At 62.5% G+C, this 18,018-nt stretch carries 16 protein-coding genes; 6 read left to right on the forward strand and 10 right to left on the reverse strand.

Features of this window, described 5'->3' with window-relative positions; all coding sequences use genetic code 11:
- Window positions 1–40 precede the first annotated feature (40 nt).
- From ACUN0E_RS14620 to ACUN0E_RS14630, 3 genes are all read left to right on the forward strand, one after another.
- Window positions 41–1,993, forward strand: a complete 1,953-nt coding sequence (locus ACUN0E_RS14620) for an AI-2E family transporter (RefSeq protein WP_445567045.1) — start codon at window positions 41–43, stop codon at window positions 1,991–1,993.
- A 130-nt stretch (window positions 1,994–2,123) separates the two neighbouring features.
- Window positions 2,124–3,842 (forward strand): FAD-dependent oxidoreductase, encoded by a 1,719-nt coding sequence (locus tag ACUN0E_RS14625; protein ID WP_445567046.1) that lies wholly within the window; start codon window positions 2,124–2,126, stop codon window positions 3,840–3,842.
- A gap of 19 nt (window positions 3,843–3,861) precedes the next feature.
- Window positions 3,862–4,053, forward strand: a complete 192-nt coding sequence (locus tag ACUN0E_RS14630) for a hypothetical protein (RefSeq protein WP_445567047.1) — start codon at window positions 3,862–3,864, stop codon at window positions 4,051–4,053.
- Between the two features lie 98 nt (window positions 4,054–4,151).
- Here the strand turns inward: ACUN0E_RS14630 and ACUN0E_RS14635 are convergent, their stop codons facing one another.
- The 3 genes from ACUN0E_RS14635 to ACUN0E_RS14645 all read right to left on the reverse strand — a co-directional run bounded on the left by ACUN0E_RS14635 (window position 4,152) and on the right by ACUN0E_RS14645 (window position 7,248).
- The gene (locus ACUN0E_RS14635) at window positions 4,152–5,135 is read right to left on the reverse strand and encodes a 2-dehydropantoate 2-reductase (protein ID WP_445567048.1); all 984 of its coding nucleotides are present in this window, start codon (window positions 5,133–5,135) and stop codon (window positions 4,152–4,154) included.
- Window positions 5,136–5,197: 62 nt separating this feature from the next.
- Window positions 5,198–5,989 (reverse strand): class II aldolase/adducin family protein, encoded by a 792-nt coding sequence (locus ACUN0E_RS14640; protein WP_445567049.1) that lies wholly within the window; start codon window positions 5,987–5,989, stop codon window positions 5,198–5,200.
- A 59-nt stretch (window positions 5,990–6,048) separates the two neighbouring features.
- Complete coding sequence (locus ACUN0E_RS14645) at window positions 6,049–7,248, reverse strand: amino acid aminotransferase (protein WP_445567050.1); 1,200 nt, start codon at window positions 7,246–7,248, stop codon at window positions 6,049–6,051.
- Window positions 7,249–7,464: 216 nt separating this feature from the next.
- Between ACUN0E_RS14645 and ACUN0E_RS14650 the strand changes: the two genes are divergently transcribed.
- Window positions 7,465–8,406, forward strand: coding sequence for a LysR family transcriptional regulator (locus tag ACUN0E_RS14650; protein ID WP_408239473.1), 942 nt, complete (start codon window positions 7,465–7,467; stop codon window positions 8,404–8,406).
- 137 nt (window positions 8,407–8,543) lie between these two features.
- Here ACUN0E_RS14650 and ACUN0E_RS14655 read toward each other — a convergent pair whose 3' ends face one another.
- Both ACUN0E_RS14655 and ACUN0E_RS14660 read right to left on the reverse strand, forming a co-directional pair.
- Entirely contained in the window at window positions 8,544–9,362 is an 819-nt protein-coding gene (locus ACUN0E_RS14655; RefSeq protein WP_445570445.1) for a helix-turn-helix transcriptional regulator, read from the reverse strand.
- A gap of 141 nt (window positions 9,363–9,503) precedes the next feature.
- Window positions 9,504–10,394, reverse strand: coding sequence for a LysR family transcriptional regulator (locus tag ACUN0E_RS14660; protein ID WP_408239467.1), 891 nt, complete (start codon window positions 10,392–10,394; stop codon window positions 9,504–9,506).
- A 107-nt stretch (window positions 10,395–10,501) separates the two neighbouring features.
- On the opposite strand from ACUN0E_RS14660, the gene ACUN0E_RS14665 reads away from it, so the two are divergent.
- Both ACUN0E_RS14665 and ACUN0E_RS14670 read left to right on the forward strand, forming a co-directional pair.
- Window positions 10,502–11,728 carry an MFS transporter gene (locus ACUN0E_RS14665; protein ID WP_445567051.1) on the forward strand — a complete coding sequence of 409 codons (1,227 nt, stop codon included), beginning with the start codon at window positions 10,502–10,504 and terminating at the stop codon, window positions 11,726–11,728.
- A 32-nt stretch (window positions 11,729–11,760) separates the two neighbouring features.
- Window positions 11,761–12,639: an alpha/beta fold hydrolase gene (locus tag ACUN0E_RS14670; RefSeq protein ID WP_408336504.1), complete on the forward strand. Its 879-nt coding sequence runs from the start codon at window positions 11,761–11,763 to the stop codon at window positions 12,637–12,639.
- A 66-nt stretch (window positions 12,640–12,705) separates the two neighbouring features.
- Here ACUN0E_RS14670 and ACUN0E_RS14675 read toward each other — a convergent pair whose 3' ends face one another.
- The 5 genes from ACUN0E_RS14675 to ACUN0E_RS14695 form a co-directional block, all read right to left on the reverse strand.
- A complete protein-coding gene (locus tag ACUN0E_RS14675; protein WP_408239603.1) occupies window positions 12,706–13,602 on the reverse strand; it encodes a MipA/OmpV family protein in 897 nt (298 codons plus the stop codon).
- Window positions 13,603–14,042: 440 nt separating this feature from the next.
- Complete coding sequence (gene msrA, locus ACUN0E_RS14680) at window positions 14,043–14,786, reverse strand: peptide-methionine (S)-S-oxide reductase MsrA (RefSeq protein WP_408336501.1); 744 nt, start codon at window positions 14,784–14,786, stop codon at window positions 14,043–14,045.
- A 19-nt stretch (window positions 14,787–14,805) separates the two neighbouring features.
- Entirely contained in the window at window positions 14,806–15,318 is a 513-nt protein-coding gene (gene msrB, locus ACUN0E_RS14685; RefSeq protein WP_408239600.1) for a peptide-methionine (R)-S-oxide reductase MsrB, read from the reverse strand.
- Between the two features lie 135 nt (window positions 15,319–15,453).
- Complete coding sequence (locus tag ACUN0E_RS14690) at window positions 15,454–15,996, reverse strand: Lrp/AsnC family transcriptional regulator (protein ID WP_408336498.1); 543 nt, start codon at window positions 15,994–15,996, stop codon at window positions 15,454–15,456.
- A 419-nt stretch (window positions 15,997–16,415) separates the two neighbouring features.
- Window positions 16,416–17,965, reverse strand: a protein-coding gene (locus tag ACUN0E_RS14695; RefSeq protein WP_445566636.1) for an IS3 family transposase whose coding sequence is annotated in 2 segments (ribosomal slippage) — window positions 16,416–17,491 and window positions 17,491–17,965 — 1,551 coding nt in all. Because the reading frame shifts where the segments join, the coding sequence is not laid out codon by codon here.
- Window positions 17,966–18,018: the final 53 nt, after the last annotated feature.

The following is an 18,018-nucleotide window of genomic DNA, read 5'->3' on the forward strand; positions in this document are numbered from 1 at the left end:
CAATAAAAGCGACTGCGCCACAACATCGAAAAGTGTGCTCATGAAAATATCGTTACCGCCGCACGGGACGCCGAACCGCGTGTACCCGCCCGGCACCCCCACTTTGCATGGTTTGGCTTCGATCATCACCGGCGTCGTGGTGGTGTGCGCACTTTACTTCGGCCGCGAGGTGTTGATTCCCATCACGCTCTCCGTGCTGCTCAGCTTTCTGCTCGCACCACTCGTGCAGGCGTTGCGGCGGTTGCACATGGGCCAACTGCCCTCGATCTTTATCGCCGTGCTGTTCGCCCTCGCCGCTTTGCTGGCCGTCGGCGCGCTGATCGGTGCGCAACTGGTGCAACTGGCGGGCGATCTTCCGCAGTACCAGGTTGCGATCGAGCAAAAGATCGAAACGGTGCAGGAGAAAACCGTCGGCCGGGCCGATTCGCTGATGAGCCGCGCCGCTGCCACGCTCCAGCGCGTTGCACCGAGCAAGCCAAGTCCACCGCGCCTCACCGGACGCGCGGCACGCAATGCGCCCGCTGTGCCGACACCGGTCGAAGTGCACGAGCCGTCGCCCACGCCGATGCAACTCGCTCAACGCGCACTGTCGCCGGCGATCGCGCCGATTGAGACCACCTTCATCGTGCTGGTCGTCACGATCTTCATCTTGCTGCAGCGCGAGGACCTGCGCGACCGTTTGATCAGTCTTTTCGGTTCGCGCGATCTGCACCGCACCACCACCGCGCTCAACGACGCCGCCGTGCGTCTGAGCCGCTACTTTGTCGCGCAACTGGGCGTGAACCTGAGCGCGGGAGGGGTCATCGCTATCGGTCTGGCGATCATCGGCGTGCCCGGGGCGCTTCTGTTCGGCGTGATTGCTGCCTTGCTGCGCTTCGTGCCGTACATCGGCATCTGGATCGCCGCGATTCTTGCCGTGTTTCTCGCCGCCGCCATCCAGCCTCAATGGACGATGGCGGTCTATACGCTGATCCTGTTTATCGTCGTCGACGTGGTGGCCGGGCAGATTGCCGAGCCGCTGCTGTACGGCCATCGCTCCGGGCTGTCGCCGCTGGCGGTGGTGGTAGCGGCGATTTTCTGGAGCTGGCTGTGGGGGCCGATCGGCCTTGTACTATCCACCCCGCTCACGCTGTGCGTTGTCACGCTGGGCCGCTACGCCGATCGTCTGAACTTCCTCACGGTGCTGCTGGGCGACCAGCCGGCACTAACGCCCGCGCAGAATTTCTATCAGCGGCTTCTGGCGAACGATCCGCACGAAGCCATCGTGCAGGCCGAGCGCCTGCTGCGCGAGATGTCGCTAATCGATTACTACGACAAAGTCGCGCTGGAGGGCCTCAAGCTCGCGCGCAACGATGCGATGCGCGGCGTGTTGATGCCCGAGCAGTTGGCACGCGTCAATGACGCGCTGGTCGATATCGTCGAAAACCTGGAAATCGCCGATGGACTGCCGGACCGCCTGTCGCGCACGGATCCGGCCGACTCCGCCGACGCGCACCTGGCTTCGGCGTCCGCCGATCTTTCGGAGCGGCACGACAGCCCCATTTCGGCCCGCCCACCGTTGCGCCATGAAACCGAAAAGACCTCGGTGCTGTGCGTGCCTGGGCGCGGCGCATTCGATGAGGTCACCGCCGCGATCGCCGTGCAATTGCTTGGACGCCAGGGGCTTGCGCCGATGATCGCCACGCACTCGGGCTATCGCAGCGCGCATGCCGACGAACCGAGCTTCAAGGACGCGCCGATCATCTGCATCATCTCGCTCGACGCGCCGGAGTCGCCGCCGTATCTGCGCAATATGCTGCGGCGTACGCGGGAATGGCGGCCCAAGGCGACAGTCGTGGTCGGCGTCGGCGGGGCGCCGGAAGGCGGCCCGGAGATGGGTGCGACCGGCGCTTCGCACGCGGCGCCGACGTTCCGGGCGATGATCGAGGAATGTCAGGTGAGTGCGAGCCTGCGGCACGCGCGCCAGCCTTCGCATGCGGCTGGGGCGGACTAGGCCGTACCCAAAATGAGGACGGCCACGCGCCACCCCTCCTTCATACTTCATGTGTCGATTCGCACCGCCTCCGAGGAGCGTCCAGGCCCTGGCGGGCAATCCATCTGCATCGAAGATCCAGGAGACACGCATGAGCCGCAGCTTCAAACCCTATCCGTTCACGCCTCGCCACTACGCGGGCGTGGTGCCGCCGCTGATTGACGGGCGCGACCCCGTGCGGCGCGCCGTAGCGATCGTCGGAGGCGGTCCGGTCGGCATGACGCTGGCGCTCGCGCTGGCTCGCCAGGGTGTGCGCTCAGTGCTGATCGAAGCCGACGACGGCGTCTGCACCGGCAGCCGCGCGATCTGCATTTCACGGCGCAGTCTGGAGATATTCAAACGCCTGGGTGCGGTACACGGTTTCCTGCAAAAAGGCCTGCCATGGACGGGCGGCCGCAGCTTCTACCGCGACGCCGAAGTGTTCCGCTTCGCCATGCATCAGGACGACGAGCAATCACTGCCGCCGATGATCAACATCGCGCAATACCAGATCGAACAATTGCTGCTCGACGAAGTGGAACAGCACGCCGATCTGATCGATATTCGCTGGCAAACCCGCGTGACCGGCATCGAACAACATGCTGATAACAGCGCGGCTGGCGCTACGCTCGACCTGCGCACCGGCGACGCTGCATGGACAATGCGCGCGGATTGGGTCGTCGCGTGCGACGGCGGCCGCAGCACGATTCGCGAAGCACTCGGCCTCAAGCTCACGGGTACGACGTACGAGGGCCGCTACGTCATCGTCGATATCGAACTGAAGAGCGCGCGCGCCACCGAGCGCCTCGCCTATTTCGATCCGCCCTCCAATCCCGGTTCGACGGTGCTGGTGCACAAGCAGCCCGACAACGTCTGGCGCATCGACTATCAGCTTCGCGACGATGAAGATCCCGACGCCGCGGTCAAGCCAGAGAACGTCATGCCACGTGTGCAGAGCGTGCTCGACTCAATGGGCGAAACGGGCGAATGGTCGCCGATCTGGATCACCGTCTACAAGGCCAACGCATTGACACTCGAACGCTACCGCCACGGCTCGGTGCTGTTCGCGGGCGATGCCGCGCATCTCGTGCCGATTTTTGGCGTACGCGGTGCGAATTCCGGCATCGACGACGCCGACAATCTCGGCTGGAAACTCGGTTGCGTGGTCAACGGCATTGCATCGGACCGTTTGCTCGACAGCTACAGCGACGAGCGCGTTTTCGCCGCGCGTGAAAACCTGAGCTATGGAATGAAGAGCACGGAGTTCATGGCGCCGCCCTCGTTCGCATTCGATCTGATGCGCAACGCAGTGCTAGGACTTGCCGAGCGCCATCCGGCGGTGCGGCCATTGATCAATCCACGGCAAACGCATGCAATTGCGTATGCTCAGTCGCCGCTCAATCCGGTTGCGGCTACGGCTACGGGCTCGTTCGCCAAAGGGCCGGTGCCAGGCACGGTGCTGGCGGAGTGCCGCCTTCAGCGCATGTGCGACGGTATAACAGTGGATATTCATCTCACCGATCTGCTGGGGCCTTGCTTCACCGCGTTGCGCTTCGGCACAGACGTGGCGCAAGACGAAGCATGGCAGCAATTGCACTATGCGCTCGGCGAACACAGCATTCCGTTCAAAGCGGTCACGCTGGTGACGGGCGACGCGCCGCGTGCCGCCAGCCCGCATGTGGTCGATCCGGCGGGACGGCTGCACGAGATGCTCGACGCGACGCCGGGTACCGTCTATCTGATCAGGCCGGACGGCCATGTGCTCGCCCGCTGGCGCAACGGCAGCGCGGCGAACGTGCAAAGCGCCGCGACGGCCTGTTTGACGAACTGATGCAAGAGGAAACCCAACCATGACCGATAGCGAACTCGACCTCGTCTACACCACACTCTGCAAGACGCTGACCGCTGAAGGCGAAGCGCAAGCATCCTTGTATCTGGCCCGCCTCGCGCTGCTCTCCGTGACGGAACTCGGCGACACGCAACGGGCGTTGTCGTTGATCGAGGCGGCGAAGCTGCTGCCATCTTCGGCCGTGGTTGCGTAATGCGGCGGGAGTACGGCGCAACGCCAAAGAACTAACACGTAGGACGAAAAAAAACCGCACCGCTGCTAATGCGGGGCGGTTTTTTTTCATGGCAACGTTCACTGTCGCGGATACAAGCCCAACGTGCTCGCATGCAGGCGCGCGAGCCCAAGCAATGCGTCCGTGTACGGCGTAGGCACATTGGTAAGCTGCCCCAGTTCACGCACTGCGGCCACCAGCGCGTCGAGTTCGATCGCCTTGCCCGCCTGCACGTCCTGCAGCATCGAGGTTTTCATCGCGCCGAGTTTGAGCGTGACCTCGTGGCGATCCGCTGGCGCCTGCTCGATCGGAATGCCGAAGCGTGCGCCGATCTCCTTCGCTTCCAGCATGATGCTCGTGACGAAGTCGCGCACCAGTTCGTCGCTGAGAATCCGGTCGGTGGTCGCGCCAGTGATGGCGCTGATCGGATTCATCGTCATATTGCCCCATAGCTTGTACCAGACGTCGCGCTGAATCTGCTCCGACATCGAAGCATTGAAGCCCGCTGCGGCCAGCGTGGCGGTAAGCGCGTTGACGCGTTCGCCCGGTTGCCCTGACGCCTCGCCGACGATCAGCCCATTGCCCTGATGATGCCTGATAACGCCCGGCGATTCGATCAGACAGCTGGCATGCACCACGCAGCCCACCGTCTGTGCAGTCGGAATCGCGGCAGCGATCGCACCGTCAGGATCGATCGACTTCAAGCGCTTGCCGGCGAAATCGCGGCCGAGTCCGTCGCAGAACCACCATGGCACGCCGTTCATCGCCGTCAGCACAGTCGTCTGCGGGTTCAGCAGCGGCGCGATATGCGCGGCCACCGACGCCATTGCCGGGCCCTTGACCGCCACTACGACGAGGTCCTGCACACCGAGCTCCGCCGGTGATTCGCTCGCATTCACCTTCACGGTATGCGTCACGCCGCCTTCGATCAGACGTAAGCCGTGTTGTTGCAACGCACTGAGCGTCGCGCCGCGCGCCACCACGCTCACGTCGTGGCCGGCCTGCGCGAGCTTCACCCCCATCCAGCCACCGATTGCGCCTGCACCGTAGATTCCTACTTTCATCGCCTCAATCCTTGTTAATCCTCGGGTCAATCTTTGCTTCAATTTTCGCGTTAGTCCTCGCGTCAATCCTTGTAGCTTGCGTCGATGCGATCCACGCGCCGCACCAACGCGTCGAACACATCCTGTCCCGCACCGTGACGCGGATCGAATTGCAGCGAGTCGCGCGAGCAGCGGATCGCCACCGCTTCCGGCACCGGCCGCGCGCGGCCCATGGAGAACGTGGCCATCTGGATTTCGCACGCGCGGTTGAGCGTCCACAGAATAGCGAAAGTCTGCGGCAACGTATGGCCCCATGCAAGCAGGCCATGGTTGCGCAAGATCACCGCCTGCCGGTTGCCGATATGTTCGAGCAGACGCGGGCCCTCTTCCGCATGCACGGTGATGCCTTCAAAGTCGTGATACGCAATGCGGTCGTGCAACTGTGCGCTATAGAAGTTGGTTTGCTCCAGGCCGTCTTCCAGGCAGGCCACCGCGACGCCCGCCGTAGTGTGCGTGTGCATCACGCAGTGCGCATCGGCCAGGCCTTCATGAATCGCGGCATGCACGACGAAACCCGCGGGATTCACCGGATACGGCGAGTTATCGAGCACGCGCCCTTGCGCGTCGATTTTCACGAGGTTGCTCGCTGTCACTTCGCTGTAGTGCAGACCGAATGGATTGATCAGGAAGTGGCGCTCGTCGCCGCTCACGCTCGCCGGCACGCGCAACGTGATGTGGTTGTAGATCATCTCGGTCCAGCCGAGCATATCGAAGATGCGGTAGCACGCGGCCAGTTGCACGCGTGCCTGCCATTCGTCGGGATGCATTGCGGCGAGCTTCGGCGGGGTCGCCGCCTGCATTTCAAGAGTCGTCATCAGGGTCTCCGTTGTTATCGTTTGCGATGCTTATGTTCAGTCGTTGCGGGTAACAGCCGTTATGCGCTCGCCACTACCGCTGCGATCGACGACGCCACATAGCCGGCGTTGCGTGCATTCAATCCGGCGACGCACATGCGTCCCGAGCGCAGCACGTACACCGCGTATTCACTGCGCAAACGCTCGACCTGGGCTTCGCTCAGGCCCGTGTACGTGAACATGCCGCGTTGCGCGACGTAGCGCGCTCGCATCACTTCATCGACGCGGCCGGCGAGCCCTTCGTGGATCGTGCCGCGCATGGCCAGAATCCTTTCGCGCATGGCGGCGAGCTCCGCTTCCCACGAAGCGCGCAAGGACGTGTCCGACAGTACGTTGGCCACGAGGCGCGCGCCGTGCGTCGGCGGATTGCTGTAGTTGGCGCGCACCGTCGACATCAATTGACCGAGCACGCGCGTGGCCTCTTCTTTACTCTTGCACACGACGCTCAACGCGCCGCAGCGCTCGCCGTATAGCGAGAAATTCTTCGAAAACGAATTGGCGGCGATCAACGGCACACCGGCGTCGGCCAGCTGGCGCACGCAAGCGGCGTCCTCCTCGAGACCTGCGCCAAAACCTTGATACGCCATGTCGACAAACGCAATCAGTTTGCGGCGCTGCAATACCGGCACCAGTTCCGCCCATTGCGCCGGGCTCAGATCGACGCCAGTCGGGTTGTGACAGCACGCGTGCAGCAGCACGATGCTCTGTTCCGGCAAGCGGCCGATCGTGTCGATCATGTCGGTGAAACGCAAGCCGCCGGTGTGTTCGTCGTAATACGGATACGTGTTGACCGTGAGGCCCGCTCCTTCGAACACTACGCGATGGTTTTCCCAGCTCGGATCGCTGATCCAGATCTGCGAGGCCGGGAAATAGCGCTTCAGAAAATCCGCACCGACTTTCAGCGCGCCTGAGCCGCCGATGGTCTGCAAAGTTGCGATCCGGCCCGCGGCGCGCGCTTCGTTGTCCGCGCCGAACACCAGCGCCTGTGCTGCGTCGCGGTAAAGCGGCAGGCCCGCCATCGGCAGGTAGGAGCGCGGGCCGATCGAATCGAGCAGCGCGGTTTCGGCGCGCCGTACGGCGTCCATCACCGGCAGTTTGCCGGCGTCGTCGAAGTAGATGCCGATGCTCAGGTTGACCTTGTTGGGCCGCGGATCGAGTTGAAAATCCTCGTTCAGGCTCAGAATCGGGTCGCCCGGATAGGCGGGAATGTGGTCGAACATGGCAATTCCTTGAGTGGAGCCCCGCATGTGGCTTGATTGCGGCCTGCGTATACCCTGGCGGTGGGCTGTTGCAACCTGATCGTAGCCGCGTGAGCGAGACGGAAGTCTAAGCGGGTTTCCGGCTTCGCGTCGATCAGCACGAGTGTCGGCCAATGGCTCGCTACATACAATCAATCGATTTTTCACGATTCGTAAGTTTTTCTTTAGAATCGCCTGATGCCACTTACACGCGTCACCATTCGTCAGTTCGAAGCGTTTCTCGCCATCGTCGATTTGCACAGTATCGGCGCGGCGGCGGAACGGCTCGGGCTGACCTCGTCGGCGGTCAGCCAGTTGCTGGCCGAACTGGAAACGGAACTGGGCTTTCGCCTCTTCGACCGGACGACGCGGCGCGTCAATCTGTCGAGCGCGGGGCAGGACTTCCTGTCGTCCGCCGAATCGGTGTTGCGCTATGTGCGTGCGGCGGCCCAATCTGCCGACGACATCCGCAATCGCGCCGCCGGTATCGTGCGAGTCGGCGCGCCGCTGGTGCTCGCGGCGACCGCGCTCCCGGCGGCCATCGCCGAATACGCACGCGGCAAACCCAAGGTGGTCGTACGCATTTGCGACACCGTGGTCGAACAATTGGTAGAGCGCGTGGAAAGCGGCGACGTGGATCTCGCGATCGGCCCGGATCGGCAGAGCGGCACGCGGGTGCGTTGCGATCCTGCCTTCGCGAGCCCGTGGGTGATGTGGTGTGCGCCAGCGCATCCGTTGAGCGCGCGGCGCCGGGTGCAGTGGCAGCATTTGCGCGACGTGCCGATTGTCGCCACCGGCCGCGATCATGAGCGCGCAGTCGAACAGATGCTGGCGAATCTGCCGGTGGAGGCGCGCATCATTCCCGTGGACGTGGTGGACAACGTCACCACGGCGTTCGGTCTGGCTTCACAGGGGCTTGCCGTGACGCTCGCGCCCGCCTATGTCGCGCCGCTCGCGCGAACCTTCGGGCTGGTGATGAAGCGGATCGTCGATCCGGAAACCATCCGCGAGGTGTGCGTGTATCGCTCGACCGAACGTGCACTGTCACCACCCGCGGACGGATTCGCGGAGTTCATCATGCCGTGGTTAAAGCGCTGGGATCGTGAGACACAGGCCGATGCACGGGCGAAGCGCGGGTGATTGCCGGTGCGAGCTCAGTTGCGCTTTGACCGTGTTTCGGCCATGTTTCGGCCGTTCTTCGACGGTGCTTCGGATCATCATCGGCTGCGTCGCGGTTAATATTCGACCGCCACTTCGGCGCGTCGGATCGGGACCGCTCAGGACCGCTCAGGCAGCAGACACAGCGCAAACAACTGGCGCTGGCTGGAGATACCTAGCCGCGCGTAAGCGCGTTTCTGATACGTAATGACACTCGTTGCCTTGACGCCCATTTGTTCGGCGATCTCGGTGGCGCTTGCGCCTTCGAGCACGCCGCGCAGCACGTCGATCTCGCGCGGCGTAAGCGCCGGGCAGGCGCGTCTGACGCGTGCCAGCATCACGGCTGCCGCGCCTTGCTGATGCTGCCCGTTGAGTGCGTAATGGCTTTTCGCAGCGTGCGCGAACAGATGCGCCACGCTTTCCACGTGCTCAAGTTCGCCTGGCTGGAACATGCCGTAGGCGCTGTCGCGATACAGATTGATAGACAGCCAGACTTTTTCCATAGGTTGCAGCAGCAACGACAGACGGTCGGACACGTTGGGCTGCGCATAACAGGCGGCGCGATAGGCTTCGTTTTCGATTTCTTCGCTTTGCTGCTGGTGCAGCACTAATGCTTCGCGCACTTGTTTCGCTGGCGGGCCGCCGACGATGGCGCGGTTGCCGTCGAGCGCATAAAAGTGCGTGGCGTAGCGGTCGGCGACATCACGGAGGAAGCGGCCGCCGCGATGGTCGGCGGCGGAGACGGTGCGCGGCCTCGCGTCGAATTCGTAAGCGAAGATCGTGCACTGCGAAACCGGAAGCGTGTCGCCAATGGTTTTCAGAATGCTTGCGGCGAGCGCGTCCGGGTCGGCATGCGAGATCGACATGACGAGGTCGGTAACACGCGACGTGTTGATGTGCCCACTGCGGGGCGGTGTGGATATGCGCCAGGAACGCATGATGATGGCGAGGTCACGGTACGTGGTTTTCGGTCTGGCAAGCGTAGCACAATGAAGCATTACACCTGCTGTTGCGCTGCTTTCACTGCGAAGCCCGCTCACGCCCTCAGGGCCCAGGCAACCCTTGCGGTGGACGGGAAATTACAGCGTCCCCAGTTTGACAGCAAGGAAATCGACCAGTAGCCGTGTTCTCTGCGGCAAACGCCGTGTCTTCGCCCACATCGCATGTAACGGCAAGGGCGTAAGCTGAAAATCCGCCAACAAGACCTCTACCTTTCCTGCCTCGACCCATTCCTGAATCTGCCAGAAGGCAGCGATCCCTACCCCCATCCCACCCAGCACGCCTGCATTCACCGCCGCCACCTGATTGCTGTCAAAGCGGCCTGCCACGTTCACCGCGATCTCGTTTCCATCGGAAGACGTAAACGCCCACCGCCCAGGATACGGCACGCCGGTTCGAACGACACAATCATGTCTCCCCAGATCCCGCGGATGCGACGGCCTGCCGTGTTCGGCAAGATAAGCAGGCGCGGCGAACACCACCCGCCGAAGCGTACCGATCCGCCGCGCCACGAGCCGTGAATCAGGCGTTTCGCCGATACGGATCGTCACATCCGCGCCGGTCTCGACCGGATCGCGATACGTGTCGCTCAACTCGAGCGACAACTCCAGTTGCGGATGACGCTGCAAAAACTCCGCGGCGAGCGGCGCAACGAATTGCGGTCCGAACAGTGTGGGCGCATTGATCAGCAAGCGGCCGGTGAGCCGGTGCGCTTCTTCGGCCAGTTCGGTGCGTGCCAGTTCGAGTTCGCTCAGCGCGCCTTTGACGCGTTCGTAAAAACGCATGCCGGCTGCGCTCGGCTGCGAAGTACGCGTGGTTCGCACGATCAAGGTCGATCCGTGCGCCCGCTCGAGCACCTGCAGCGACCGGCTGACGGCCTGCAACGACCGGCCAAGCCGGCGCGCGGCGCTCGTCAGACTGCCCTCCTCGACAATCGCCACCAAGGTTTCAAGATCGCGCAACGCATCCATTGCCGATTCTCCCGTTTTTCGTGAGGATGTATCCAATTCAGTGCGAATTGTGTTTATCCGACGTGAGAGTAGCATCGATTCAACCTCACTTAACGGCTAGCCCGACGATGGACTCTCCCACGATTCAATGCGCGATTGCAGCCCAAACGGCTACGCCGCCGGCCCAGAGCGTTCCGACCGCCCGGTTCGCCGCGATGGTCGCGGTCGCCGTGTTGCCCCTGTATGCGTCACAAACGTTGATCGGCCCGCTCAACGTCTCGCTGCGTCTCGGCGCATGGACCACGCTCGTCACCGCCTTGACGTTGCTCGGCTATGCGGTCGGCCTCGTCGGACTTGTGCCGCTGATCGACCGCTTGCCCAACCGGCCCTTGATTGCCGCGACCTTGCTCGCGCAGATCGCGTGTCTCACATTGGCCGCTATCGCGCCGCTAGCACCCGTGTTTCTGGCGGCATCGTTCGCCGTGGGCGTGACGTCGAGCGTCGTGCAGATGCTGGTGCCCGCGGCGGCATCGCTCGCGCCGCCGGCTTCGCGCGGCAAAGTCGTCGGCAACGTGATGAGCGGTTTGATGCTCGGCATTCTGCTGTCGCGCCCGCTTGCCAGTGTGATTGGCGGCGCATTCGGCTGGCGTGCGTTTTACGCTGCCGATGCCCTGTTGCTCACGGCTGTCACGCTTGCCGTGGTGCCGCGTTTGCCGGATGTTCGCCCAGCCGGCGCTCCGCCCTATGCCGCGTTATTGACGTCGATGGCGCGATTGCTCGCGCATGAGCCCGTGCTGCGCCGCCGGGCGCTGTATCAAGCCCTGCTCATGGCCGGGTTCAACGCGTTCTGGAGCAGCATCGCTATTGTCCTGACGCGCGCGCCACTCGGTCTGAACAGCACCTCCGTCGCGCTATTCGCGCTGGCCGGCGGCGGCAGCGTTTTCATCGCACCGTTGGCGGGCCGCGCCGGCGACCGGGGCTGGTCGAAGCCCGCCAGCATGCTCGCCCATGCGGTCGCCCTCGCGGCCGCCTTGATGGCAGCATTCGCGTTGACGTCGGGGGTATCGCGCGCCGCCTCGATCGCCATGCTCGCCGTGGCAGCATTTTTTATCGACGGTGGCGTGATTGCCGATCAGGCGCTCGGCCGGCGTGCCATCAATCTGCTTGCGCCCGAATCGCGCGGCCGGGTGAATGGACTCTATACGGGGCTCTTTTTCATCGGCAGCGCGCTGGGCGCCACTATCGCCGGCCCGGCGCTCGCGCATTGGGGCTGGCCGGGTGTATGCGTCGCGGCATTGGGTTTTTTCGCCGCGGCAGCGGTTCTGCATCTGCGCGACAGTTTGCGCGCCGCATGAGCGATCTTACGAAAGATTGAAGGAGCATGGTCATGACATCCACACGCACCGGAATGCGCTATCGCAGCATCGAGCTCGACGGCCTCGACATTTTCTATCGCGAGGCAGGACCACGCGACGCGCCTGTGGTTCTGTTGCTGCACGGTTTCCCGTCGTCGTCGCGAATGTACGCGACGCTGATGCCGCTGCTCGCGCAAGATTACCGGGTGATCGCACCGGACTATCCCGGTTTCGGCCACAGCAGCGCACCCGCGCCCGACGCATTCAAGTACACGTTTGACCACCTCGCCGAAGTGATGGCCCGTTTCACCGATGCACTGGAACTGAAGCGCTACACGCTGGTGATGCAGGACTACGGCGGTCCGGTGGGGTTTCGGCTTGCGCTTTCAAACCCCGAGCGGATTGAGGCGTTGGTGGTGCAAAACGCCGTTGCCCACGAAGCAGGCCTCGGTCCGTTATGGCAAACACGTAAGGCCTTCTGGAACGATCGCGCAACGCATGAAGCGGCACTACGGGCAAATTTGCTCTCGTTTGAGGCGACGCGGTTACGGCATGTCGGGCGTAGTCCGAGTGTCGATCGCTACGATCCGGATACGTGGACTGATGAATTTGCGTTTCTATCGCGGGCTGGCCAGATCGATATCCAGACTGAACTCTTCTACGACTATCGGACGAATATCGAGCGGTATCCGCAGTGGCAGCGGTATCTGGAAGAACGTCAGCCCCCCATGCTGGTGCTGTGGGGGAAGTACGATCCCTCATTCGAAGTGGAAGGTGCGTACGCGTATCGCAGCAATCTGCCCGGCGCAGAAGTGCATCTGCTCGAAGGTGGACACTTCGTGCTGGATGAAGCAGTCGATCAGGTTGCGGCGCTGATGGTTCAGTTTCTGGGTGTGCGGCTGGCACGATAGTGTGCTTCAAACGGCGTGCCGTAATGGCACGCCGTTGTCCCTGGCCAAAACGCGAAAACCGTTGCATCAGAAACGGTAGTTGATGGAGATATCGGCCACACCGGTGGCCCTGCTGTGCGTAATCGGACTGTTCCCCGCACTGCCGACCAATTGTTCGAATGCGCCGTCCGCAGTTGCAAACCAGTGCTTGTCGAACAGCCACACCATGCTTATGCCGAAGCCCACCGACTTGAAGCCCGCGCTCGCGTGATACTGCGAGTATTGCGAGTGCGCCGCCTGATTCTGATTCACACCGTACCAGCTGTTCATGTAGGTAGAGTCCGCGAGTGTCACGTTCGGACCGGCGAACCAGAAGAATTTTTTGGTGCTGCCCGGCATCGGTAGATAAGCGCCCAGATCGCCGGTCCAGCCGTTCGAACCGCCGAAATAGCGTCGCACGTCGGCGCGCAGCACGAGTGGGAAATCCTTCGACACGACGTATTCGCCGGAGAGTTTCAGGCCCGGCGCCGGATTGATGTTGCCGAGACCGTTCAACTCCTCCGGATCGTCATGACCGCGACGCCCGAGATCGTAGACGGCGGCGAGGCTAGCGCGCCAGTTCTGCCCTTGCGCGAAGTTGACCCCAAGGCCTTCGCCGCTCGAAAAGAAGAACAGGTCCTTGTAGCGCACGTCGACACTCGGACCGGCCATCACGTGATACCGGTCGGAGCCTTCATAACGTGGCTGGAACGACGTCGCCGCGCCAATGCGCACCTGCCAGTCCGGAATATCCGGCTGCCACATTTTCTGCAGCGGAATGCCCACGGAGTACTGCCATTCGCCCAACGGCGAAGGTGTTTGGGCCACGGCCGAAGCCGGCAAAATGCCGATACCGCCGATGGTCACGGCGACCAGCGATGATGCCGCGATGCCTGTTTGTTTATTGCGAATCTTGCCGATCCGCTTTCTACGGCTATTCAACACCAGAAACCTCCGTTTCTCGCGTATCGCGAAGGGGTTCATGTTCTTGCCGGATGTCCACAACGGATTAGAAAACATCCGGGTGACCGCCGCATTGCAACACACGGCAAGTAATTTTTTCAGCAGACGACACGCATTTTCCCGGCAAAACGCACAGTTCGAACCTGATGCCGCCCCGTAAATTGGGCATTCGTACGAACCGACACGTGCGAACGATTTGCCGACGCCTGCTTCTGTGCAAAATGCGGGCCTGGTCGCTGGAGGGTCGGCTCGGCCCGGATTGGTTCGGATTGGCTCGGGAAAAACGGAAGGACAGACCGACGGACGCCCGCAAGCGCGCCGCGGCGATGGTGACAGGCAGAATACAGCCACAAAATATCGGCTGGCGCCGCACGAAGCGACGCCGCAAAGGGAGGATCGCCGCCCTCGCGGCGCTCGCCGTTTTACTGTGCCGCTTCGACCAGCACAGCCTTCTCGCGATAGAGATTTGGAAACAGACGCTTCAGGTTTGCGACCTTCGGCATATCGTTGATCGCGATATATGCGGAGTTCGGATGCAGCGTCAGGTAGTTCTGATGGTAGGACTCGGCGGGATAGAAGCCCTTGAACGGCTCTGTCTTCGTGACGATCGGCGCCGGGAAGGCATGGGCCTTCTCGAGTTGGGCGATGTAACTTTGCGCGACGTGCCGCTGCGTGTCGTTCAGCGGAAATACCGCCGAACGGTATTGCGTGCCGCTGTCCGGCCCCTGACGGTTCAACTCGGTCGGGTCCTGAATCACCGAGAAGTAGACCTGCAACAACTGCCCGTAAGTGACTTTGGTCGGGTCGAACGTGACCTGCACGGATTCCGCATGGCCTGTTTCGCCGCCACTGACAGTCTCATACTGCGCGGTGTCGCGCTGGCCGCCCGAATAACCGGACACCGCCTTCGTGACGCCCCGTACGTGCTGGAACACGCCTTGCACCCCCCAGAAACAGCCGCCCGCGAACACAGCGGTTTCTTCGTGCGCGGTCGTGGCTGAGATCGGCTCGTCGAGCGCAGGCGGCGCAATGACAACCGCAGCTTCCGACGAGAATGCGACGCGCTGTGCCAGCAGCAGCGCCAATGCACCTAGCCCGAGCAAAAGCGCGGCCGCCGCCCGGCGTAAGCGGGCCGGTTTGCCGATAATGCGTTTCTCGATGTTCATGATGTCCGTCCTGATTCGATCAACTCGTGCCGCGCGCGGCGGGTGCGAAAGTTAGAGCGAGGCCGTTCATGCAATAGCGCAGGCCGGTCGGCTTGGGGCCGTCGTCGAATACATGACCCAGATGGCTGCCGCAGCGCCGGCACAATACTTCGTCGCGCGTCATGCCGAACGACTTGTCGGTATGCGTGATGACCGCGTGGTCCAGTGGCTGCCAGAAACTTGGCCAGCCTGTGCCGCTATCGAATTTCGTTTTCGACGAAAACAGCGGCAGTGCGCAACCGGCGCACGCGAATGTGCCTGCGTGGTGCTCGTCGTTCAGCGGGCTGCTGAACGGCCGCTCCGTGCCGGCTTCGCGCAGCACGCGGTACTGTGCGTCCGTGAGCAGCTTGTGCCATTCAGCGTCGCTATGCGCGACCTCGTAGGCCGCCGCGGTGCTCAACTCCGCCGCGCCTGCCGTACGCCATGCCGCGGTTCCGCCGGCGAGCGACGCCGCGCCGATTAACCTGAAGAAACTCCGTCTGCTGCAAGCCATGATGATCGTCCCGGGAAGTCCGTACCGTTCACCCGTTGAGGCGCTGACCGCGCCGCCCGCGAGTGGTCCTGCCACTTAGTCGGCCAACAAGGAGATTTATGACAGCATGCGCGTCTTTTTGCGTGACGGCGGCGCTTACAGCGGAAATTTCGTGGTGGACAGGATTTCTTTGAGCACCATGAACGAGCGGATTTGCCTGACGCCTGGCAGATAGAGCAACTGCTCCGCGTGCAGACGATTGAAGCTCTCGCTATCGCGCGTGCGGATCATCATGAAGTAGTCGAACTCACCGGTCACGACGTGGCATTCCATGCACCCCGCCACCTTCTGCGCCGCTTTCTCGAACTCGGCAAAAGACTCAGGCGTAGACCGATCCAGCACGACGCCGATGATGACCACCATACCCGCCCCGACCGCCTTTGGATCGATCAGCGCGACGACACCCCGGATCAGCCCTGATTCCTTTAGCCGCTCCACGCGCCGCAAACACGCCGGCGCACTCAATTTAACTTTGGCCGCGAGCGCGACATTCGAAATCGACGCATCGGTTTGCAGTTGACGCAGGATCGCGCGATCGATCCGATCGAGCGCATGAAGAGACTCGGCTTCCGCGGATGAGAGTGTGACACCCGCAACGGCCTCAGCGACCGGGGCGCGACGACCTTTTGTTGCGCTCATAGCTATTTATTGGACTCTTTATTAGGTCGCAGACTACCGACGATTTATAAAAGTATGCCCAACGAAATTTCTTTGCAAGCTAATTTCCAGCTAAGCACGCGACTGGTGGGCGTACCGACGGTGTGCGTGCGAGGACAAATCGATGCACGACATAACCGACATGGTGCACAACGGCGAGCGGAACCGACGAAACCAACGACTAAAGCGCGCGAGTGTTAACAGGTACCCTTCGGCGCGCGAAGCGCCGCCGGAAGAATGACGGCCTTGTCACCGCGGCTGAATGTGCGAGAACACAGATTCCAGATGCACCGCTACCGCAACTGTGCGGGGGACCCGCTTAAGAATTAGCGGTGTGAGCCGCTTTCTTTGCTTATCTTTCTTTGCGGCGGTGTGTGTCAAGGTAGTTGTCGCATGAACCGTTACGCTGCGTGCTTATACATTTTGGCCGACGCGTGAGTTCGCTCCGGGTTCAGATAGACCGAGTCTGCCAGGTGCCAGTTGCGGATGGCACCTGACCAGCGTGCGGGGTTCTGCCTGCGCGCGTCTTCGTACAGCGCACACCGGCGGGCCAGCAGATCGTTGGCTTCGCCGCGATGCCGTTGCCCCGGACTGACATACTTCAGGCCGCTGTGACAGTGCTCTTCGTTGTACCACTGCACGAAGCGCTGCACCCATTCCCGGGCCGCCTCCAGCGTGTCGAACGGCTGCTCGGGCCATAACGGACAGTACTTCGCCGTGCGGAACAGCGACTCGGCAAAGGCATTGTCGTTGCTCACGCGCGGCCGGCTGAACGAAGGCTGCACACCCAGATCGATCATGGCCGCGCGCATCGTGGCGCCTTTCATTGCACTGCCGTTATCCGAGTGCAGCACCAGCGGACGCCCGGCGATACCTTCACGCAAACATCCCTTGTTCAGCAACTCGCTCGCGTGCTCAGCCGACTCCTGCTCCCACACCTCGTTCATCACCAGTTTGCGGCTGTAGATGTCTTTCATCATGTACCAGTAGAAGTACCGGCCCCTGACCGTGCCCGGCATCCACGTGATATCCCAGCACCACACCTGGTTCGGACCATCGGCACAGTGCGTCGTGAGCGTGCGTCGTTGCGGGGCTCGCGCGCGGCCCCGGCGCTGGCCCTGTCCTGCTGCTTTCAGTATCCGGTAGAACGTCGATTCGCAAGCCAGATAAATCCCTTCATCCGCCAGCTTCGGCACGATCTGGTGCGGCGTCAGGCTCGCGTAGCCCGGACGGTTGGCCGCATCGAGCACGGCCTGACGTTCTGCCTCACTCAGCCTGTTGGGCGGCGCTGCACGCTTCACCTGAGCGCGCCCGTCCTGCGGCGACAGGCGCCAGCGCTGGACACTGCGCACGCTGAGCCCCAACTGCTCGCACGCACGCGAGCGGCGCGCTCCCTGCTGTACAGCTTCATCGATCAACTGCATGGCTTCATCGCGATCCGGGCGGCTGATCAGTCTTCCTCTTCCTTGCCCCAGATCGCTTCGGCTTTTTTTCGCAGATTCAGCAAGGCCGCCGCCTCCGCGCGGGCCGCGTCAGCGCGTTTGAGCTGGCGCTCGAGTTCACGGATGCGCTTTTGCGCAGCCTTCGCCTCGTTGCGCTGGGCCGCCGTGGGCTTCGTTTCAGGCACCGCGTTGGCCTGCTCGCACGCCTCGCGCCACTGCCGGATCTGCTCCGGATAAATGCCTTTACTGCGGCAGTATTGTGAGGTCTCGATCTCGTTGAGCGACGCCGTCTCCAGCACCGCCCTGAACTTCCCGGCGCTTGACCACTGATCGCCCGTTTTGCCATTGCCCGGCATGAATTTCCCTGTATCTCTTGCATGCTGCCGCCAGGTCCGCAGCGTCACCGTGGTGATGCCCGTCGCCCCCGCCAGCTCGATGACCGCACGATTGAACGGCGGCATCATCTGCTGGATTACCCATTCCCGGGTTTCCGCTGAATAGCGTTTCATCTTCCATTCGCTGTCCGCCCCCCATCTTTACACCAATCGGTTCGGGTGAGGCG

This window comes from Paraburkholderia sp. D1E (assembly GCF_052682275.1).